This is a genomic window from Nostoc sp. DedQUE08 (genome assembly GCF_034530895.1).
Classification (GTDB): domain Bacteria; phylum Cyanobacteriota; class Cyanobacteriia; order Cyanobacteriales; family Nostocaceae; genus Nostoc.
The window spans coordinates 1-18,449 of sequence record NZ_JAVRCD010000076.1 but is presented as its reverse complement, the minus strand read 5'-3'; the positions used below and the strand labels follow the sequence as shown (position 1 = coordinate 18,449).

At 42.5% G+C, this 18,449-nt stretch carries 17 protein-coding genes and 1 pseudogene; 10 read left to right on the top strand and 8 right to left on the bottom strand.

The annotated features are described in order from the left end of the window. The first annotated feature begins 382 nt into the window (after positions 1 to 382). Together RMY64_RS32280 and RMY64_RS32275 are read left to right on the top strand one after the other, a co-directional pair. Positions 383 to 595 (top strand): chlorophyll a/b-binding protein, encoded by a 213-nt coding sequence (locus RMY64_RS32280; RefSeq protein WP_322673037.1) that lies wholly within the window; start codon positions 383 to 385, stop codon positions 593 to 595. 69 nt (positions 596 to 664) lie between these two features. After that, positions 665 to 895: pseudogene (locus RMY64_RS32275) on the top strand (hypothetical protein). Between the two features lie 597 nt (positions 896 to 1,492). Here the strand turns inward: RMY64_RS32275 and trpE are convergent. From trpE to RMY64_RS32260, 3 genes are all read right to left on the bottom strand, one after another. Beyond that, a complete protein-coding gene (trpE, locus tag RMY64_RS32270) occupies positions 1,493 to 3,022 on the bottom strand; it encodes an anthranilate synthase component I (RefSeq protein ID WP_322702159.1) in 1,530 nt (509 codons plus the stop codon). A 94-nt stretch (positions 3,023 to 3,116) separates the two neighbouring features. Further along, positions 3,117 to 3,542 carry a photosystem I reaction center subunit II gene (locus RMY64_RS32265; protein ID WP_322682183.1) on the bottom strand — a complete coding sequence of 142 codons (426 nt, stop codon included), beginning with the start codon at positions 3,540 to 3,542 and terminating at the stop codon, positions 3,117 to 3,119. A gap of 166 nt (positions 3,543 to 3,708) precedes the next feature. Continuing rightward, complete coding sequence (locus RMY64_RS32260; protein WP_322672940.1) at positions 3,709 to 5,718, bottom strand: DICT sensory domain-containing protein; 2,010 nt, start codon at positions 5,716 to 5,718, stop codon at positions 3,709 to 3,711. A 724-nt stretch (positions 5,719 to 6,442) separates the two neighbouring features. Between RMY64_RS32260 and RMY64_RS32255 the strand changes: the two genes are divergently transcribed. Then, entirely contained in the window at positions 6,443 to 8,734 is a 2,292-nt protein-coding gene (locus RMY64_RS32255; RefSeq protein WP_322702158.1) for an amylo-alpha-1,6-glucosidase, read from the top strand. 117 nt (positions 8,735 to 8,851) lie between these two features. Here RMY64_RS32255 and RMY64_RS32250 read toward each other — a convergent pair whose 3' ends face one another. From RMY64_RS32250 to RMY64_RS32240, 3 genes are all read right to left on the bottom strand, one after another. Beyond that, positions 8,852 to 9,175, bottom strand: a complete 324-nt coding sequence (locus tag RMY64_RS32250; protein ID WP_322672938.1) for a hypothetical protein — start codon at positions 9,173 to 9,175, stop codon at positions 8,852 to 8,854. 283 nt (positions 9,176 to 9,458) lie between these two features. Continuing rightward, a complete protein-coding gene (locus RMY64_RS32245) occupies positions 9,459 to 9,743 on the bottom strand; it encodes a hypothetical protein (protein WP_322672937.1) in 285 nt (94 codons plus the stop codon). A gap of 111 nt (positions 9,744 to 9,854) precedes the next feature. Further along, the gene (locus RMY64_RS32240; RefSeq protein ID WP_322672936.1) at positions 9,855 to 10,043 is read right to left on the bottom strand and encodes a hypothetical protein; all 189 of its coding nucleotides are present in this window, start codon (positions 10,041 to 10,043) and stop codon (positions 9,855 to 9,857) included. A gap of 140 nt (positions 10,044 to 10,183) precedes the next feature. On the opposite strand from RMY64_RS32240, the gene RMY64_RS32235 reads away from it, so the two are divergent. The 4 genes from RMY64_RS32235 to RMY64_RS32220 all read left to right on the top strand — a co-directional run bounded on the left by RMY64_RS32235 (position 10,184) and on the right by RMY64_RS32220 (position 13,665). Then, entirely contained in the window at positions 10,184 to 11,242 is a 1,059-nt protein-coding gene (locus tag RMY64_RS32235) for a chlorophyll a/b binding light-harvesting protein (RefSeq protein ID WP_322672935.1), read from the top strand. Positions 11,243 to 11,343: 101 nt separating this feature from the next. Continuing rightward, the gene (locus RMY64_RS32230; protein WP_322672934.1) at positions 11,344 to 12,867 is read left to right on the top strand and encodes a chlorophyll a/b binding light-harvesting protein; all 1,524 of its coding nucleotides are present in this window, start codon (positions 11,344 to 11,346) and stop codon (positions 12,865 to 12,867) included. Positions 12,868 to 13,097: 230 nt separating this feature from the next. Next, positions 13,098 to 13,373 carry a hypothetical protein gene (locus tag RMY64_RS32225; RefSeq protein WP_322672933.1) on the top strand — a complete coding sequence of 92 codons (276 nt, stop codon included), beginning with the start codon at positions 13,098 to 13,100 and terminating at the stop codon, positions 13,371 to 13,373. A gap of 46 nt (positions 13,374 to 13,419) precedes the next feature. Next, complete coding sequence (locus RMY64_RS32220) at positions 13,420 to 13,665, top strand: hypothetical protein (protein ID WP_322672932.1); 246 nt, start codon at positions 13,420 to 13,422, stop codon at positions 13,663 to 13,665. 215 nt (positions 13,666 to 13,880) lie between these two features. On the opposite strand, the gene RMY64_RS32215 is transcribed toward RMY64_RS32220, so the two are convergent. Further along, positions 13,881 to 14,210 (bottom strand): DUF2973 domain-containing protein, encoded by a 330-nt coding sequence (locus RMY64_RS32215; protein WP_322702157.1) that lies wholly within the window; start codon positions 14,208 to 14,210, stop codon positions 13,881 to 13,883. A gap of 307 nt (positions 14,211 to 14,517) precedes the next feature. Then, positions 14,518 to 14,835 (bottom strand): DUF2605 domain-containing protein, encoded by a 318-nt coding sequence (locus tag RMY64_RS32210; protein ID WP_322672930.1) that lies wholly within the window; start codon positions 14,833 to 14,835, stop codon positions 14,518 to 14,520. Between the two features lie 217 nt (positions 14,836 to 15,052). On the opposite strand from RMY64_RS32210, the gene RMY64_RS32205 reads away from it, so the two are divergent. The 3 genes from RMY64_RS32205 to RMY64_RS32195 all read left to right on the top strand — a co-directional run bounded on the left by RMY64_RS32205 (position 15,053) and on the right by RMY64_RS32195 (position 18,044). After that, positions 15,053 to 15,214 carry a hypothetical protein gene (locus RMY64_RS32205; RefSeq protein WP_322672929.1) on the top strand — a complete coding sequence of 54 codons (162 nt, stop codon included), beginning with the start codon at positions 15,053 to 15,055 and terminating at the stop codon, positions 15,212 to 15,214. Between the two features lie 138 nt (positions 15,215 to 15,352). After that, complete coding sequence (gene thrS, locus RMY64_RS32200; RefSeq protein ID WP_322702167.1) at positions 15,353 to 17,188, top strand: threonine--tRNA ligase; 1,836 nt, start codon at positions 15,353 to 15,355, stop codon at positions 17,186 to 17,188. A gap of 361 nt (positions 17,189 to 17,549) precedes the next feature. Then, a complete protein-coding gene (locus tag RMY64_RS32195; RefSeq protein WP_322702156.1) occupies positions 17,550 to 18,044 on the top strand; it encodes a hypothetical protein in 495 nt (164 codons plus the stop codon). Positions 18,045 to 18,449 lie beyond the last annotated feature (405 nt).

Genomic DNA, 18,449 nt, shown 5'->3' with positions numbered 1-18,449 from the left:
CAGGAACCACCTGTCGTAGACATTAGACCTCTTGCATAAATCAAAAATAAGAAAGAACCCCACCCCGCCAAAGCTACGCTTTGTCATACCCTCCCGAAGAGCCTACGGTGTATACACAAGTCTTAAAAACCTAGCCTTAATAAGACTTTCCTCGTTCCCAGTCTCCGACTGGGAACGAGAAAGCTACGCTTTGTCTCCCGAAGAGCGGGGAGGGGTGTTAGGGACTTTTGCAAGAGGTCTATTGCCTAGTTCTCGTACATATCCGAAATACCCTACTCACTTAGTACGGCGATCACTACTTTTATTTATATGTCAAGTATTTGCAAAAAATATTTACAATATTGAATATTCCTTTACAGAAAGCAAAAACAAAGAGTCAAAAATGGCAAGTAAAGGCTTTACCATTAACGAACGCAGTAAATTCAACAGATTTGCGATTGAACTTAAAGTTTATGTTGATGAAATTCCACGGATAGGATTCACCAAATATGCTGAAAAAGTTAATGGGCGTTTGGCAATGATTGCTTTTGTTTCACTTATAGCTGTAGAAGTTATCACCGGACACGGTTTGCTTGGATGGCTAACCAGCCTTTAAAGAAGACACTTTGAGATTTCTTAATTTTCTTTACTTGACGAATAAAGCAATTTAGAGTCAAACTTACTTATGAAAACTGATTTTGATTATCCCAAAAAGGATTTAATTGAACCCGTTGTTTTTAGACATGATTTCAACAACTTTGAGACTATCAATGTCAATCAAGTCTGGTAATTATTTTTTACTGCTGGTCAAGATGACAAAGGATTGAGAGAATAAATTGAGTTCGACAGATTTTTCACTAACCTTTTAATTGCCATTAAAGTAACTGGAATTCTTTGGGCGATTTACTTCAACTAATTAGGATGAGTAAGTTTGTTCATTTCTAGTGTGTAGTAACTTCAACAGAGGTCTTGGATTTGGATAAGCTGTTCCACATAAAAGTTGCATATATTGGGCGGGCAAGACGCCCACCCCACAAGAAATGTACAATTTCAGATTATGCAAACTAGATGTGGTTTAGCTTACCAGGACTTATTTGAAATTTTCAATAAGTTTAAAAATTCTATTTAGCTTTGGAAAAAGTTTGATGTTGATTGGATTTATAAAGCTTCCTAATTTGTCGCGGTATTGTGGATACGTGGGCTTAGAAGTAGCACAAATTGTTTCCAAACATCTTGCTGTTCAAAGTAAAACCTATGTAATTCAAAATAGAAGAGTATTGGTACATCAACTTTTAAAGTCTGGTCTGGATGCTCATACCGCAGATCGAACTGTTACTGTACTTATATCAAGCCCGGTTTTACAATTAAGCAACAAAAACCAGTGTGCAATTAATTGTATGCAAGAGAAACCATAGAAGTAGTAAAAAGGATTGGGGTTAAAGGAGAGTTTACAGGTGACAGGTAATAATCTGTACCCTCTAACCCGTATTCTATTCCCTTCTTCGTCCTCATTTCAACGCAAACAACGAATAGCTTCTAATAGACCTCTAGCTTTATTGAGCGTCTCTTCGTATTCTTTTTCTGGCTCAGAATCAGCTACCAAACCTGCACCGGCTTGTACGCTCACGGTATTATCATGTACTACCATTGTGCGAATTGCGATCGCAGTATTTAATTGTCCTTCAAAATCGTAATACCCATACACACCGGAATAAACACCCCGACGACTAGACTCTAACTCATGGATAATTTCCATCGCCCTAATCTTGGGTGCGCCGCTTACCGTACCTGCTGGGAAGGAAGCTTTCAGTAAATCCCATGCTGTTTTACCAACTGCTAATTTACCCACAACATTGCTAACAATGTGCATTACATGGGAGTAGCGTTCAACCATCATTAATTCATCGACTTTGACGCTACCACTTTGGCATACACGCCCCAAATCATTCCGCCCTAAATCGACAAGCATCACGTGTTCGGCAATTTCCTTGGGGTCTTGGAGTAAATCTTCAGCCAAGGCTGCATCTTCCTGAGTAGTTTTACCTCGCGGACGCGTCCCAGCAATTGGGCGTACCGTCGCGATTACTCCACCATCAGAATCGCTTTCGGCTTTCACCATCACTTCTGGACTGGAACCGATGATTTGCCAATCTTGGAAGTTAAAGTAAGCCATGTAAGGCGAAGGATTTATCTGACGTAGCGACCGATAAAGGGCAAAAGGATCGCCTGTGTATGTTGTTGATAGTCGCTGGGAAATTACTACTTGAAAAATATCACCTGCTTTAATGTAATCTTTCGCCTTCTCAACGCTGGCACAAAAATCAGGGCGGGTAAAATTACTCTGATACTCCTCTGCTTCTCTGCTCCCCTGCTCCTCTGCTCCTCTGCTCGCAGGCGGATTCCATTCCAATCGAGTTTTTTCTGGCGATAGGGGCAAAGATAGCTTTTCGAGCATTTGGGTGACGCGATCGCCCGCTTGTTGATATGCTGCTTTCAAATCTACATTCGGGTCGCGTAAATCAGCATAAGCGATCGCCCAAATTTTCCGCTTCACCTGGTCAAAAATCAACAAGTGGTCTACCTGCATCCACAACCCATCAGGGATATTCCGCTCATCTGGTGGATAAATGGGTACACGCGGCTCAATCCACTGAATCAATTCATAGCCCCAAAACCCAAATAAACCGCCAATTCCCGGCGGTAACTGTGGTAATTTTACTGGGTGATAAGGTGCTAAACATTCGGCTAAAGCTGTAAAAGGGTCGCCAGCAAAAACCACCTGCGAACCATCGCGGTTTTTCTGAGTCGTGCGATCGCCCCTTGCTTCCAAAACCCACACTGGATCGCAACCAACTAAACTATAGCGTCCCAGTTTTTCCCCACCTTCGATGGATTCCAACAAAAAGCTATAAGGCTGACCTGCACAGACTTTATACCAAGCAGATACGGGCGTATCTAAGTCCGCTACCCATTCTTGATATACCGGGACGAAGTTGCCTTGTTGCGCTAGGGTGGAAAACTGGGAGAAATCCGGAAACATCATTATTTTTCAAAGGTAATTGGTAATTGGTAATGGGTAATGGGTTTTTATTTACCAATTACCCATTACTAATTACCCATTAGCGACTAACAGCTAGTTACGGAGCGTCGTAGGTAGTAACACCGCTAAACTTAACTTTAGAGGGGCTGGGGTTTTGTCCGATACGACGGTCTACATAACGCACTTTGTCACGACCTTCGGTTACCTTTTCAGGGAAGTTACCATCAGCTGGGTGAAGTAAAGTGGTTTCTCCGTTGGGTAAAACCCGGTAAACTTTGTAATCTGTGATTTTGAGTTTACGAAGTTGCTGACCGCCCAAAAAGATGCCATATTCTTTACGAGCTATATACAGCAGGTTTTCACCTTTGCGCATAACAGCAGCACCACCTGTAGGCAATTCAAAAACTTGCTCTTTCGGGCTAGTCCAAGTGATCGCGTACTTTTCTTCAACTGCTGCTTTGTTGAGCAAGCCACCAGTGCTGCCAGCAAATAGCGGGGTTTGTCCAGAGAGTGTTTCTGCCATAAAGTCTGTTCTCTCAACGTTTTTAGGGAATCCTAACATCGCAACCAGGATCATATTGCGATCGCGTCATAGACTGTAACAGTTTTTAGTCATTAGTCATTAGTCCTTTGTCATTTGTTAAAAATTAACCCCCCATGCCCAATGCCCAATGCCCAATGCCCAATCCTTATTTACTCTTGACTTTTGTCCGCTTTTCCTCTTGGCTACTCCGAACAATTGGGATGGTGAAGTGAAACTGACTGCCCTGGTCTTTGCCAGCTGACTCTGCCCAAATTTTCCCACCCCAGCCATTAACAATTTGACGGCAAATTGCTAAACCAAGTCCAGTCCCGCCAGTGGTGCGGCGCAGCGCTCCTTCTTCTTGATAAAAGCGGTCAAAAACTACTTCTAAACGATTTGGTTCAATGCCGCGTCCAGTGTCAGCTACAGTCACTTCGACCATTTGGCGGCTGTTGTAAATCGCTTTAATCGTGATTTCTCCTTGGGGTGGCGTAAATTTCAAAGCATTGTCCATAAGTTTTGCCAGCACCTCGACTAGCCAATCACCGTCAGCTCTTACTAAAGGTAGGTTTTCGGCAATTTGAGTCTTGATTTGGGGCAGCTTTTCCGTTGAGGAACGAGTGCGATTTCGGCTGAGTGCTAAATCGACACATTCTTGTAAGCTGAGGGATTCTGGATGCCATTCCACCCGGCCGCTTTCCAAGTTGGAAAGTGTGAGGAAATCTTGTACCAGTTTTCGCATCCGTTCCGAGTCGGAAAGAGCAGTGTTGAGCATGACCTGCTGCAACTCCAAGGGCATATCCGGCTCACTAGCAAGACTTTCCAGACACACTTGAATTGTGGATAGGGGAGTACGCAGTTCGTGTCCAGTGATGGCTATGAGGTTGCTGCGGGTGCGGTCTAGGGCTTCTAGCTGCTGGTTAAGTTCTTCTAGGTTAGCGTAAGCTTCCGCTTGGATGAGAGCTGCTCCTACTTGGGTAGCGATCGCTTCTACCAAATCCAATTCTCCAGGTTGGCACTCGTGGGGTGGCATCCGGCAGTAATGTAACTCTACAATCCCCAATAATCGCCCCTGATAGAAAACTGGTTCCATCAGCCAAGAACGAATGGCAAACTTTTTGGCGATGGTAGAAAGTCCTGGCGATTTGGTAACGCGGGGGTCACTGAGCGTATCGCTGACACAAACACCTTCGCCAAGTTCTACGATGTCCCGAAATAGAGAATTTTTCTCTAACTCCCAGGTTTGCCCACAAACAGATAAAATACCGGGATTCAAAAACTCGTGTTCAATTATCGCTTGGCTATCGGTAGCTTGAGCGCGGTAAATTAAACAGCGACAAGCTTCTAGGTGTTGCCCTAATTCTTGTGCCGCCACCTGGAGAACTTCATGAGGATCGAGCGATCGCCGAATCGCAGTACTAATCGAGTTGACTAATCGCTCTTTTCGTGCTTGAGCAGCAATAGAACGGTAAGCTTTGTGCAATTTGTACTGACTAGCTTGCAAATAAGTTACTAAGCGCTGCACAAAGGGATCTGTATCAATGTCACAGGCATACTCGTTTACCTGTTCGGCTCCAAAGTAGTTTCGCGGTTCGCCAATGCCAAACCTCTGACGTGCCTGTTGAATTTTACTTGTCAGTTCTGGTCTGTAAACCAAAACCCGATCTAACAACAATTCGGCGGCTTTCAGGCTAACTCCCCTTTCTGATGTCCAAATTCCCTCAAATCTTCGGGCTGTGTCTATATCCAAATTAGGGCTTAGTTCCGGTAGTTGGTTATTTTTGGCAAGAGAACCAAGGTTTTCTCGGCAAACCAGACAAGTAGCATAATTGTCAGCAATCACTACCAAATGCCACTCCTGACTTAAGCCATCTGTTGCCTCAAAAGCTATCTTTTCGTAGTGTTCCGAACTGTTGGCGAAATCCGTTTCTGGAGCAGCTAATACGTATATTTGGTTACTCCGCAAGGCAAGTCGCAGGTAGCGATGAGCTTCTTGGCGGTAGAATCGCTCTCGCTGGAAACTAGCAATTACAAGGGGTTTCGCTAAAGTCGCAGCCAAAACTTGATCTTCCATCGCGTGGGAGAGCGCCGTTAATGAAGCCTTAAAATATAGCTGGGGCCGCAAGTTGGGTAGGGACTTTAGCAGATCACTCAGCACAGAAGTCGAAATGCTCATGAATTATTGTTAAACGCTCAACCTCGATCAGATCCACGTCACAGCTGCATTGTACAAATTCCAAGGGACTCTCAAGTTAAATAGATAGTTGCAATATGTAAAGAACGCTAAAAAGCGCTTTTCGCCAAAGCTAGTCGCAACACTTTGTTACCAAATAAGGGGCGCGGGTACACTTGATTTGCTGATTGACAACCTATTACGCCCAATATACATTCAGGGCAACTGATGCTTTTGCTTGTACAGGTAAATTTTTTCAGGAATAAGTACTAAAACATTAATTATTGTATGGTTTTAACTACTGTGTTCGCTAATAACCACGGACGCTCGATTTCTAGTCCATGCGTTGGCAAAATCGCCTGTTGTAGACATTGCCTACTTCGCCGACGTTGATTTCTGCTTGCTAAATAAGTTTTCTTAGCCAAAAATCATGACTGCGATATTTACATAACTTAATCACTAATGTTGATTAAACTTAATCAATTAATTATCATAAATTAGTCTAATCAAATATCAAAGATTATTTAAAATCTTGTGTCTCTCTACAATACGCTGTTTTTTGTTTAAACTATGTGTCGAGACACAAATCTTTCTTTTATCGACCTAAATAAATTTAGTTGCTCTGTCTCAAAGCAAAAGGTATTTATTCTTTCCTTCTGCCTCTTGGGGAAGAGACTTATACTCAAAAGACCACAAAAATATAGACCTGTACACGGAACTTTGTCTAATGACACCGGATACGCTAATCACCCCAGAAAAAATTTTTCTGGATGGAAAAACTTTTATTCCTGCCGAACAATTACCGATTCCGGAGTGGCCTTGTGTTGTGGCTGAAAGATCGCAACCGACACTAACGGTTAAAGATGATGATTTATTTTTTGTGACAGATACTATCGGTAATATTTCTGGCTGTTCCCTCAACGATGGTAATCTCAGTCTGGGACTGTTTTGTTGTGATACGAGATTTCTCAATCGCTTGGAGTTGCAAATTGAAGGGCGATCGCCTGTACTCCTCAGCAGTACTGCCGAAAAAGGTTTTGCACTCTCAGTTTTGTGTACCAATCCCAGAATCGACGAACGCCTAAAAGCCGAGACTATCGGAATTCGCCGGGAAATCGTGCTGAATGGAGCGTTATTTGAAGAAATAGAAGTATCTAACTACAGCACAACCACTGTCAATTTTGAACTAAGTATCAGTTTTGATGCGGATTTTGTTGATTTATTTGAAGTCCGTGGCTATGACAGAGAAAAACGAGGTCGGCTTTTACGCCTAGTAGAACCGACGACTGAGGAAGGAACATCCGATCGCGTCGATGGTGTTGCACCTGTACCTAAAGAGCCATCTGCCTATAGAGAAGAATCCTTAACACTCGCCTATCAAGGCCTGGATGGCTCGGTGATGGAATCCCGAATTTTATTCCAGCATCGGCAACCAGACAATTTCAAGGGTTACACTGCGGTTTGGCAGCTAGAGTTGGCTTCTCACGAAACTCAAAAGCTGGGCTACCGAGTGAATATGTTGAGAAACAACCAGTCCAGTTCAACCGTGAGCGCCGCCACCACTTTAGGACAGGCGAAAGCTGCTGAGTGGATGGAGGAGCAGCACTGGGTACAACAAATTACCCGCATTAGCTCAGATAAGAGTACCTTCAATCGAGTGATTGAGCGGGCTGAACAAGATATGTATTTGTTGCGCCAGTCTTTTGGTAAGCATAAGACTGTTTCCGCTGGAGTACCTTGGTTTTCGACATTATTTGGGCGAGATTCGTTGATTACAGCTTCTCAAAGCCTGATGTTAAACTCGCAAATCGCCAAGGAAACTCTGATATTACTGGCAACATACCAAGGTAAAATTGACGACGAATGGCGCGAAGAAGAACCGGGTAAGATTTTGCACGAGTTACGTTTGGGAGAAATGGCTCGTTGTGAAGAAATTCCCCATACACCTTACTACGGTACAGTTGATGCCACTCCCTTGTGGCTGCTGCTCTATGCCGAACATTATGCTTGGACTCACGATGGAGAACTCTTAGAGCAACTTTGGCCCAATGCTCTAGCGGCAATGGAGTGGATCGATCGCAATACCAAAGAAACCACTTACCTCAGCTACTTCCGTAGATCCAAACGCGGTCTTGTTAACCAAGGTTGGAAAGATTCTGGCGACTGTATTGTAGACCGCAAGGGAGAATTAGCCAACGGCCCAATTGCTCTGTGTGAGGTACAAGCTTACGTTTATGCTGCAAAAATTCGCCTAGCAGAAATAGCTAGGATGAAGAAGCGGCTTGATTTGGCAGATCGTTGGCAAGAGGAGGCCAGAAATCTTAAGGTTCGGTTTAATCAAGATTTTTGGGTAGAAGACCAAGATTTCTGCGCCCTGGCTTTGGATGGAGAAGGTAAGCCAGTAGACAGTATTACCTCAAATCCCGGTCATTGTCTGCATTTGGGACTTTTCACAGACGAAAAAGCTCATAGTGTTGCAGAACGGTTGCGGGCACCAGATATGTTTAATGGTTGGGGCATTCGGACTCTAAGTAGTTTGTCACCCGCTTATAATCCGATGGGTTATCACATTGGTTCGGTTTGGCCCCATGATAACGCTCTGATTGCAATGGGATTGCGATCGCTCGGTCTTATCGATCAAGCTTTAGAAATATTCCAAGGTTTATTTGACATGACTCAGCAGCAACCCTATCAACGTCCTCCAGAACTTTTCTGCGGCTACGAACGGAACGGTGATAATGCTCCTGTGCAGTATCCGGTTGCTTGCACTCCCCAAGCTTGGGCTACGGGTAGTATTTTCCAACTACTGCAAATGATGGTCAACTTAGTGCCTGATGCTCAAAATAACTGCTTGCGAATCATCGACCCCGCTTTACCAGAATCGATTAATCGCTTGTCATTTCATAATTTACAAGTAGGCCCCACCATCCTCGATTTGGAATTCGAGCGTTCTGGGACTACGACTGCTTGTCGCGTTGCTAAAAAACGGGGTAATCTTCGAGTAGTTATTGAAGCATAGGAAGAGAGTAGGGAGTAGGAAATTCACCACTCCCTATTTTAGGCTGATATACTTGGTGCGTAGCGCATAGCCCGTCGTAGACATCGCGCAGTGCCATCCACTCCAACCAACGCAGTGTTAGCCTGCTTCATCGTCAGTATGTACAGTTCTCAAGAGTTGTTCTGTAAGCTCGATCAATTCAGATACAGAATTTTGCGTAATTTGTGTAGTTTTGAAGCCATGAGCAATAGAATTACGTAATGGGAGTGCATTCATTAGTAACTGATACTCAGATTTTGAAATTACACCTTCAGTTGCTAATTGCTTTACTAAGTAATAAGGTATCTGACATTCTTCCCACGGAGATATGTCTTCAGTTAGCAAGTAGTGAATTGCGTGCCAATATGAATCAATATCTAGTCTTCCAATTTTCCATTGCTCTTCAGCAATAAGAGCGTTCAAGTTATTATTTATTCCTTTTTTTTAAGTAGGTAGGTAGATGTTGAACTGCTTTGGTTTCTAGGGCTTCTTTTGCATGAAGATACAAGTCCAACACATACAAATCTTGTTTCGCTAAAATAGATGTGGATATTTGTTTGAAGTTTCCCTCTATTCCCATATCTTATATTTACCAGTGTATTTCGTATATCTGCTCAAATGAGATGTTATACAGTTATAATTCAGACCTGAATCTTGATGTGTGCCAGAACCTTGTCTTGTCTAACTGCGAACAGAGAATTTAAAACTACCCCCCAGTCGCTTCGCTGAGTGCTTCACGAATTATCTCATCACTGACACCATGCCGTTTCAAGCTGGCAATCAATGTCGAAACAGTATTTCCTTCAAGTCGCTCAAGATCGGCTCGAAGTCCTTGTCCGATGTAAGCGCGAACTAATGGCTGATAACCAGAAAACCCTAACAATGGTGCTACTCGTTTCAAATCCTCAATCACATCTTCGGGAATGCGAATTGTGACTGTCGTCATTGGACGATTTTTATCAAGTCGCTTTTTTAAGACTTCAGCTTTCATAGTATTCACCTTCCTTACGCGTCGCTTTCCGAGCCGAGATAATCCGAATCATGTCGTTTTCACGCTCAATGTAGACGACGTAGAGAAGATTCTATCGTTTGTCCAAGCCAATCACAGCATCCCGCTCCCATTGCGGCTTGCATCAACCGCCACCAGAAACGGATCGAAGAAAGCTTCTACGGCTTGTTGAAATGTTATGCCGTCATCATTGCTGCGATTAATCCAAGCTTTCTCCTCGTTCCAAATAAAGGTGATGCCATTAAGCACGAAAACACATCTATCCCTACATAGTTTAGGCAAGATGTATTTACGTTGTCAATACGCTTTTTTGTAAAAGTTTACAATCTCATTAATGAGATTTACTTTCATTAATTTGAATTTTATTGTAGACTCTTTTTTGACAACTATTGAGAAAATTAATCAATAAGTTAGAGGGTAAAATGACAACTTCTACAAGTCCGCTGTCGGTGGAGCAAGACCTTACTGACTCGCCTTGGTGGGCTGGTAACGCCAGACTCACCAGCTTATCGGGGAAACTACTAGGCGCTCACGTCGCTCATTCTGGTCTGATCGTTTTCTGGGCAGGAGCTATGACTTTATTTGAGCTAGCCCACTTTAATCCAGCAGAACCAATGTATTCGCAAGGCTTAATTTTGCTACCTCATCTAGCTACTCAAGGTTGGAGTGTTAGTGCAAATGGTGCAGTCGTCGATACTTATCCCTACTTTGTAATTGGAGCTTTACATCTAATTTCCTCAGCTTTTTTGGGTTTTGGAGGAATCTTTCATTCCCTGCGTGGCCCGGAAAAATTGGAGGGTAAAGTTCCTTTCTTTGGCTACGACTGGTCAGACACGGGTAAAATGACCACAATCCTTGGTATACATCTGGTTTTACTGGGTTGTGGTGCATTCTTGTTAGTCGCCAAAGCAATGTACTTTGGGGGTTTGTACGACCCAAATGTTGAAAATGTGCGGGTAATTACAAATCCGACATTAAACCCAGCCGTCATTTTTGGTTATCTGTTTGGCGCAATTAGTAAATTTTGGATTGCTGGCGTTGACAACCTAGAAGACGTGGTTGGTGGACATCTTTGGGTTGGTGCAATGTTGATTATTGGTGGACTTTTCCACATAGCTACTAAGCCCTTTAGTTGGACGCATCCACTATTTGTTTGGTCTGGAGAAGCTTATCTCTCATACAGTCTGGGCGCTTTAGCACTGATGGGTTTTATTGCAACTCTCTTTGTATCGGTAAACACCACTGTTTATCCTGAAGTTTTTTATGGGCCGGCGCTTGTAGTTAGACAGAATATCGTGCCGTACTTTTCATCACCTAACCCTGACCTTGTAACTGCCCGGACTTGGTTAGCTAATGCCCATTTTTGGTTAGCTTTCTTCTTTCTCCAAGGTCATATCTGGCACGCCTTGCGGGCGCGTGGGTTCGATTTTCGCAAAGGTAGGGTGAGTCAGGAGGCGGTGATTCCGCAACCAATTAGCTAAATTCAATTAAATGCATTTAATGCATTTAATGCAATAAATTTGCAATTGTCTGGAAGCATAAGCTCAACAATATTGCTAAATATTCTCAAGGATTTTTGGAAATGACAGCAGTAATTGAAGATAGCCCATATAAGCAACAGATACCTGATGTTGGTTGGTGGGCTGGTAACTTTCGTCTCACTAATTTATCGGGAAAATTACTAGGCGCTCATATTGCCCATTCTGCATTGATTTTGTTATGGGCTGGAGGGATGACGCTGTTTGAATTGTCGCGCTTCAACCCTAATGAGCCAATGTATGAGCAAGGCTTAATTTTGCTACCTCATCTAGCAACTCTCGGTTTGGGTGTCGCTACTGGTGGGCAAGTTATTAGCACCTATCCCTACTTTGTAATCAGTGTCTTACATCTGATACCTTCAGTGATTCTGGCAGCTGGTGGTATTTATCACTCCCTGCTGGGTCCAGAAGTGTTACAAGATAATCCTACTTGGGCTGGATTTTTTGGCTATGACTGGAAAGATAAGGACAAGATGACAACCATCTTGGGCATTCACCTCACGCTTTTAGGTTTAGGTGCTTTGGCTTTAGTTGCTAAGGCGGTGTTTTGGGGTGGACTGTTTGACCCTTGGGCTGCTGGCGGTGGAGATGTCAGGGTAATCAATCATCCGACACTTAACCCATTGCGCATCTTTGGCTACCTATTTGGGGTTTGGGGGCCAGAGGGATTGGCTGCTGTTGATAACTTGGAAGATGTTGTTGGCGGTCACATCTGGGTTGGTTTGATGTTAATTGGTGGTGGTATTTTCCACATCTTGACTAAGCCATTTGCTTGGGCACGCCGAGTTTTGATTTACTCAGGGGAAGCGTATTTATCTTACAGCATTGGTGCTGTAGCATACATGGGCTTTTTAGCAGCATATTTTGCATCAGTCAATAACACTGTCTATCCGGAAGTTTTTTATGGCCCAGTTAAAGCTATAGAAACTTCTACTGGTATAGTTTCTGCTCGTGGTTGGTTGGTAACTTTCCATTTTGTCCTAGCGCTCATGTTTCTGTTAGGTCACATTTGGCACGCTCTCCGCGCTCGTGCGATCGCAGCCGGGTTTGATTTTAAAAATGGTGATATGGTTCAGCCTCCACGTGTAGAGCGCCAAACGAGTAATCAGGTAAGCGCAGTCAATTCTTCTGATTTGACGCTGAAGTTTCTCAAATACTTACCAATTTACCGCCCCGGTATATCTCCTTTGTGGCGGGGATTAGAAATTGGCATGGCTCATGGTTACTGGCTAGTTGGCCCCTTTGCAACATTAGGTTCATTGGGTTTATTACGCAATTCTAATGTCGGCAGCTTGGTTGGTTTATTAGCCACAGGCAGTTTGATTATCATCCTGACAATTGGTTTTTCGCTTTATGGCACTACTAGCTACGAAAGACAGCAAGAAATCTATTCACGATCGGTTTCGGTTGCAACTGTTGCCAAAGTACCACAGAGCATCAATACTGTCGCCGAATGGAGTCAATTTACCGAGGGCTTTTTGATTGGTGGAATTGGTGGAGCAATCTTCGCTTATCTGCTATTGACTAGTATTGCTTTATTCGGTGCGATCGCAATCAACTCGATTTAATCATCTAGTGATTTAGTACTCATCATGTAAAGACGTAGCATTCTACGTCTTTACAATAAATTAGAGCAAGACTTAAATTGCTCACACTCGCCTCATTCCTTTTGATTTATGTCTACCTACTAGACTCAGTTAATTTAGTTTCACTCAACACTAGCTAAATAATATTTCATGCCTGCGGTTAAAAGCAGTTGACTGCGGGCACTTTTTTCTAATCTTTAGGAGGATGACTTATGCTGGCTACAATTTTTTGCGCTTCATTTGCTTGGGCCACTTTGATTTTCTTTATTTTGAGTATCTGCTTTACTTTAAAACAAGGGATAAATCATTTAAAAAAGCTACATCAAATTCCTTGTCATGCTTGTGAATATTTCACTAACGACTATCGCCTTAAGTGTACTGTACATCCAACTAAAGCTTGTTCTGAGGAAGCGTTTGGCTGTCTTGACTTTGAACCTCAAACTTCTTTTTGTAATGCTTGTCAAAAGGGTCGGCAAAAGCTTTATTAAAATTTTCTAATTAGATAATTTCTAATCCGTAATACTCTAAATACTTATGAACAGACAATCTGATTTGCTATCGGAACTATGCGATTTTTTATATCCTCGTAGTCCATATTATGGGCAATTTAAACCAGAGTATCTAGTATTTAACGCTAATCTTCAAAATTTTTCTCAACGGGTAAACTACATTTGCAGCCTCCAAACTAGTGGTAAACTTTCACCACAAGAGGCTTACAAACAAATTCACATCCTCTGGAGACAGTTGAAAAGTGCTAAAAAAGAATTGGAAATTCGCTAGCTAAATAGAATGAAAATTGTATACGCCTGCGATCGCAGTCTTTGCAAGATGAGTGGAGTTGTCCACCAATTGAGTATTTTTAACAAAATGTAAAAAAGTTACATTGACTGGATTGATATGGAAATAAATTTTTACTCAGAAAAAAATTAAGGATGTAAAAACAACAACCATTTACACCCAAATTGCTAACAGACGCGATTAATCGCGTCTCTAGATTATGCTTCTTCTGAATTATCTCTTTTATGTCCTGGGGATGCTTCGTAAAGTGCATCGAGATGTTGACGCGCATCTTCAACGTTAATTGAACGCATTATCAAAAGTGGCTCTTTAATTAAATTCCCCGCGTTATCTAACAACTCTGGATGGGGTACAAACTGTTTTTTTGATGAATAATAACCAGAGTTACGTTGGTTATTCATTGGCGAGGAATTCGTTGGGTAAGTTCGCTCCCGATCGAAAGTGAACATAATCAGGTTACGGATTAAGTTGCCAACAGCTATAAATGCAAGGATTGTAAAAGCAAGAATGTAAAGCAGATGTAACATTGGATTTTCCTCCAGAACAGCAATTTTTAAAACTTTATTTTGTAACGCTTTGTTTCGCCGATACTGTACTCACAGTTAAGACGAATATTCTACGCACTTTTCAGGCGCTTACATTTATATGAAGCTATTTGTCAACCGTTATTCCACTTACGGTAGCATAGGATACATTATTTTGCTAATCCAGTTAATGTTAAGAAATTGTTAAGAATTTTCTACTATTTTTTTAAGACTGATTTACCATCTTGCGTAGACGCTTCCTTGGTAAGTCTTGAGACATCGCTAAGTTGTCTGCCGAAATTTAGCGCGCTTAGACTTCACGTCCTTGACGAAAGCGCATTGCGACATTCCAGCATTCTGTTACTAATTCATGCCAAGGCATTAACGTTGCCATATCAATTCCGACTTGTTTATCAGTTGCATTAAATAGCATCTTCGCCGTATTTAGTTCATCCTGAGCTTGCTTAACCCGCAAGAGCAAGTCAGATTGCTCTTGGTGACTCATAAATGAGAGTTCCTCAGTTTCGAGTAAATGGCGCGATCGCGTAAACCAATGCTGAAAATCTTCCAGCAGCGGATCTAAAACCGTTTTAAACAACTCAGGCCCTGGTAAATTTGAGTCTGACATAAATAAGAGGGATATTTCAAACTTGCTTACTAATATTAACGTTATTTACGTTTCTTAATACTTTTTAGATTTCTCTCATAATTACTTAATGTAAAATTTTGTAACAAAGGGCACAAAATTTATTATATAGTCTCGATCTCTGGTTTGTACAGTGCCTTTGGACAGGCATCTATAGGCATATATGACAGCGAGTTGCAATTCATAAGATAATTTAGCGATGTCTACGACGGGCTACGCCTACGCAGGCAATCCTGAATTTGAAACTCAGGTAACAAATCAAAAATTTATCTTTATTTTTGGATTGAAGAAGAATTCAGAAGTCAAAATTCAGGACTCAGAATCAAACCGCTACGCAAAGTCATTAGCTATTAGTCATTAGTCATTAGTTATTCGTAACGGACAAATGACAACGGACAAATGACAAATGACTAATTAACCAAAGTCGTTATAGTTGAATAAGCCTACAGATTCAGATAAATCACCTTTTGTAATCACCTCGCCAACGGTTCAGCAGCCAATGTCGCCAAATTCATCAAATCAGTCACAACAGTTAGAACAAGTTGAAAAAATCTATTTACCGCGTACCAGCGAATCGGAGAACTTAAAAAAGATTCGCCACACTGCTTCCCATGTTATGGCAATGGCGGTACAAAAGCTGTTTCCCAAGGCGCAAGTTACAATCGGCCCTTGGATAGAAAACGGTTTTTACTACGACTTCGACAGTCCAGAACCATTTAGCGAAAACGATCTCAAAGCCATCAAGAAAGAGATGGCGAAGATTATCAATCGCAAATTGCCAGTAATTCGGGAAGAAGTCAGCCGCGAAGAAGCCGAACGCCGGATTCAAGGAATTAATGAACCTTACAAGCTAGAAATCCTGGGAGATATCAAAGAGGAACCAATCACAATTTACCATCTGGGGAATGAATGGTGGGATTTGTGTGCGGGGCCTCATCTGGAAAATACTAGTGAATTAAACCCGAAAGCAGTTGAACTAGAAAGCGTTGCTGGCGCTTATTGGCGTGGGGATGAAACTAAAGCCCAATTACAACGCATCTACGCCACCGCTTGGGAAAGTCCAGAACAACTCGCTGAATATAAGCGACGCAAAGAAGAAGCGCTACGGCGAGATCACCGGAAACTGGGTAAGGAACTGGGATTATTTATATTTTCCGATCTAGTAGGGCCGGGTTTACCTTTGTGGACACCCAAAGGCACTTTGTTGCGGAGTACTTTAGAAGATTTCCTCAAGCAAGAACAGGTAAAACGGGGTTACTTATCTGTAGTAACACCCCACATTGCCAGAGTAGATTTATTTAAAACTTCTGGACATTGGCAGAAGTATAAAGAAGATATGTTCCCCTTGATGGCAGACGATCAGGAAGCTGCTGCACAGGAACAGGGCTTCGTGATGAAGCCGATGAATTGCCCCTTCCATATCCAAATATATAAGAGTGAGTTGCGCTCTTATCGGGAACTACCGATGCGACTGGCGGAATTTGGTACTGTTTACCGCTACGAACAATCAGGGGAATTGGGCGGTTTAACACGGGTGCGCGGCTTTACTGTAGATGATTCTCACCTGTTCGTTACCCCAGAACAGCTAGATAGCGAATTCCTTAGTGTGGTGGATTTGATTTTGTCGGTGTTCAATAAGCTGCAACTGAAGAACTTTAAAGCTAGACTCAGTTTCCGCGATCCTGCTAGCGATAAGTACATCGGTAATGATGAAGTTTGGGACAAAGCCGAAGGTGCAATTCGCCGTGCAGTTGAAACCTTGGGAATGGAACACTTTGAAGGGATTGGAGAAGCGGCATTCTATGGGCCAAAACTTGACTTTATCTTTAGTGATGCCCTAGATCGCGAGTGGCAATTAGGAACTGTACAAGTAGATTACAATTTGCCTGAACGCTTTGAGTTGGAATACGTCGCTGAAGATGGGGTTCGCAAACGTCCAGTAATGATTCACCGTGCGCCTTTTGGTTCGCTAGAACGGCTAATTGGGATCTTGATTGAAGAATATGCGGGTGATTTTCCTTTGTGGTTAGCGCCAGTGCAAGCTAGATTACTGCCAGTGGGTGATACACAGTTAGACTTTGCGAAAGATGTGGTGGCGAAGATGCGTGCATTAGGCATCCGTGCAGAAGTTGATACCAGTGGCGATCGCTTGGGTAAACAAATTCGCAATGCAGAGAAAGAAAAAATACCCGTGATGGCTGTGGTGGGAGCTAAGGAAGTGGAAACTAATACCTTAAGTATCCGTACCCGCGCCTCTGGGGAATTGGGAGTTATAGCTGTAGATGAGGTGGTAGATAAGATGAAAGATGCGATCGTTAAGTTCGAGAATTTCTAAAATCTAACCGCAAGCGCACACTAATCATATATTGGTGTGCGTTTTGTCTAGCTGGTAGGTTTTGGGAAGGTGCGATCGTAACGTATTTAATTATTAAAGGCTCATTAATGGAGTTCAAAGACTCGTTAACAAAGATCAAAGGTGGATTCATCCAGTTCAAATACTCATTTTAATTTTAACTTTTCATGAGATTTGGAAGAGCATAAAGTATCACAGACAACAAAAGTTTTCTCAATCACCGCACTCAAGAAAACTTTTCAAGTTATTTAAGACTGATAGGATTGATTTAAAGACTTGTGGAATCTGCTCTTCGTAAACAGACTGGACTTGCATAAATTAATGTCAATAATTTTTGACTAACATGATGAACCGCTTTACCTCTATTTTGCTGGCTGGCTTGATAGCATCTGCATCAGCTTTGGCTATTTCTCCAAAAGCTGAGGCTAATACACCAGCATCTTATCTTGCTGAGTTTGATAGCTACGGCTATGAACACAACAACGATGCTAACTACGAACGTCATAGTCGTCACTACAGAAATGGTGATTATGACCGCCACAATGACCTTCGCAACATTCGTGACGATCGCCGTTATGACCGCGACAATAACCGCCGCTATGACCGCGAAAATAATCGCCGCTATGAGCGCGAAAATAATCGCCGTTATGAGCGTGAAAATAATCGCCGTTATGAGCGCGAAAATCATCGCCGTTATGAGCGCGAAAATAACCGCCGATATGACCGCGAAAATAACCGCCGATATGACCGCGATAATGACCTTCGCAACATTGATAATAACCGTCGCTATGAGCGCGATCGCGGCTGGGAACGTAGAATCATTGTGCCTACGTATTAAGCTTAGTTCCAAGTGAACTGAGCATTGATTCTACTTGGCAGTAGGACAAACACAATCTCTTTATTCCAGTCATATCATGTCCGCTTGATTGCTTATTAAACCCAAAAAACCCCACCCCGCTAAACCTGCGTTTTATCTCCCCTCCCCGCCTGCGGGGAGGGGTTGGGGGTGGGGTGCAATGACTATGGGAATCATAACTAACTATGCGGACATAATATCATTCCAATATCTGACTTTTCACTCTTATCTAGAAAACCTCGCTTCTATTCCCTAGTAAGGAAACTTGCTCAGGGATTAGGTTTAGCGTTAGCTATTCTACATGATGTGAAAGGTCAGATTTTTATTAAATTTAGGACTTACGCAACTGGCACAAGCGATCGCTCTCTATAGTACATAAGTATTAAT

Excerpts from the sequence above, each read along its gene's own strand:
- RMY64_RS32280 (WP_322673037.1), top strand. The coding sequence starts at position 383 with ATGGCAAGTAAAGGCTTTACCATTAACGAACGCAGTAAATTCAACAGA.
- trpE (WP_322702159.1), bottom strand. The coding sequence starts at position 3,022 with ATGATGTTTCCGGATTTCTCCCAGTTTTCCACCCTAGCGCAACAAGGC.
- RMY64_RS32265 (WP_322682183.1), bottom strand. The coding sequence starts at position 3,542 with ATGGCAGAAACACTCTCTGGACAAACCCCGCTATTTGCTGGCAGCACT.
- RMY64_RS32260 (WP_322672940.1), bottom strand. The coding sequence starts at position 5,718 with ATGAGCATTTCGACTTCTGTGCTGAGTGATCTGCTAAAGTCCCTACCC.
- RMY64_RS32255 (WP_322702158.1), top strand. The coding sequence starts at position 6,443 with ATGACACCGGATACGCTAATCACCCCAGAAAAAATTTTTCTGGATGGA.
- RMY64_RS32245 (WP_322672937.1), bottom strand. The coding sequence starts at position 9,743 with ATGAAAGCTGAAGTCTTAAAAAAGCGACTTGATAAAAATCGTCCAATG.
- RMY64_RS32235 (WP_322672935.1), top strand. The coding sequence starts at position 10,184 with ATGACAACTTCTACAAGTCCGCTGTCGGTGGAGCAAGACCTTACTGAC.
- RMY64_RS32230 (WP_322672934.1), top strand. The coding sequence starts at position 11,344 with ATGACAGCAGTAATTGAAGATAGCCCATATAAGCAACAGATACCTGAT.
- RMY64_RS32225 (WP_322672933.1), top strand. The coding sequence starts at position 13,098 with ATGCTGGCTACAATTTTTTGCGCTTCATTTGCTTGGGCCACTTTGATT.
- RMY64_RS32220 (WP_322672932.1), top strand. The coding sequence starts at position 13,420 with ATGAACAGACAATCTGATTTGCTATCGGAACTATGCGATTTTTTATAT.
- RMY64_RS32215 (WP_322702157.1), bottom strand. The coding sequence starts at position 14,210 with ATGTTACATCTGCTTTACATTCTTGCTTTTACAATCCTTGCATTTATA.
- RMY64_RS32210 (WP_322672930.1), bottom strand. The coding sequence starts at position 14,835 with ATGTCAGACTCAAATTTACCAGGGCCTGAGTTGTTTAAAACGGTTTTA.
- RMY64_RS32205 (WP_322672929.1), top strand. The coding sequence starts at position 15,053 with ATGTCTACGACGGGCTACGCCTACGCAGGCAATCCTGAATTTGAAACT.
- thrS (WP_322702167.1), top strand. The coding sequence starts at position 15,353 with ATGTCGCCAAATTCATCAAATCAGTCACAACAGTTAGAACAAGTTGAA.
- RMY64_RS32195 (WP_322702156.1), top strand. The coding sequence starts at position 17,550 with ATGATGAACCGCTTTACCTCTATTTTGCTGGCTGGCTTGATAGCATCT.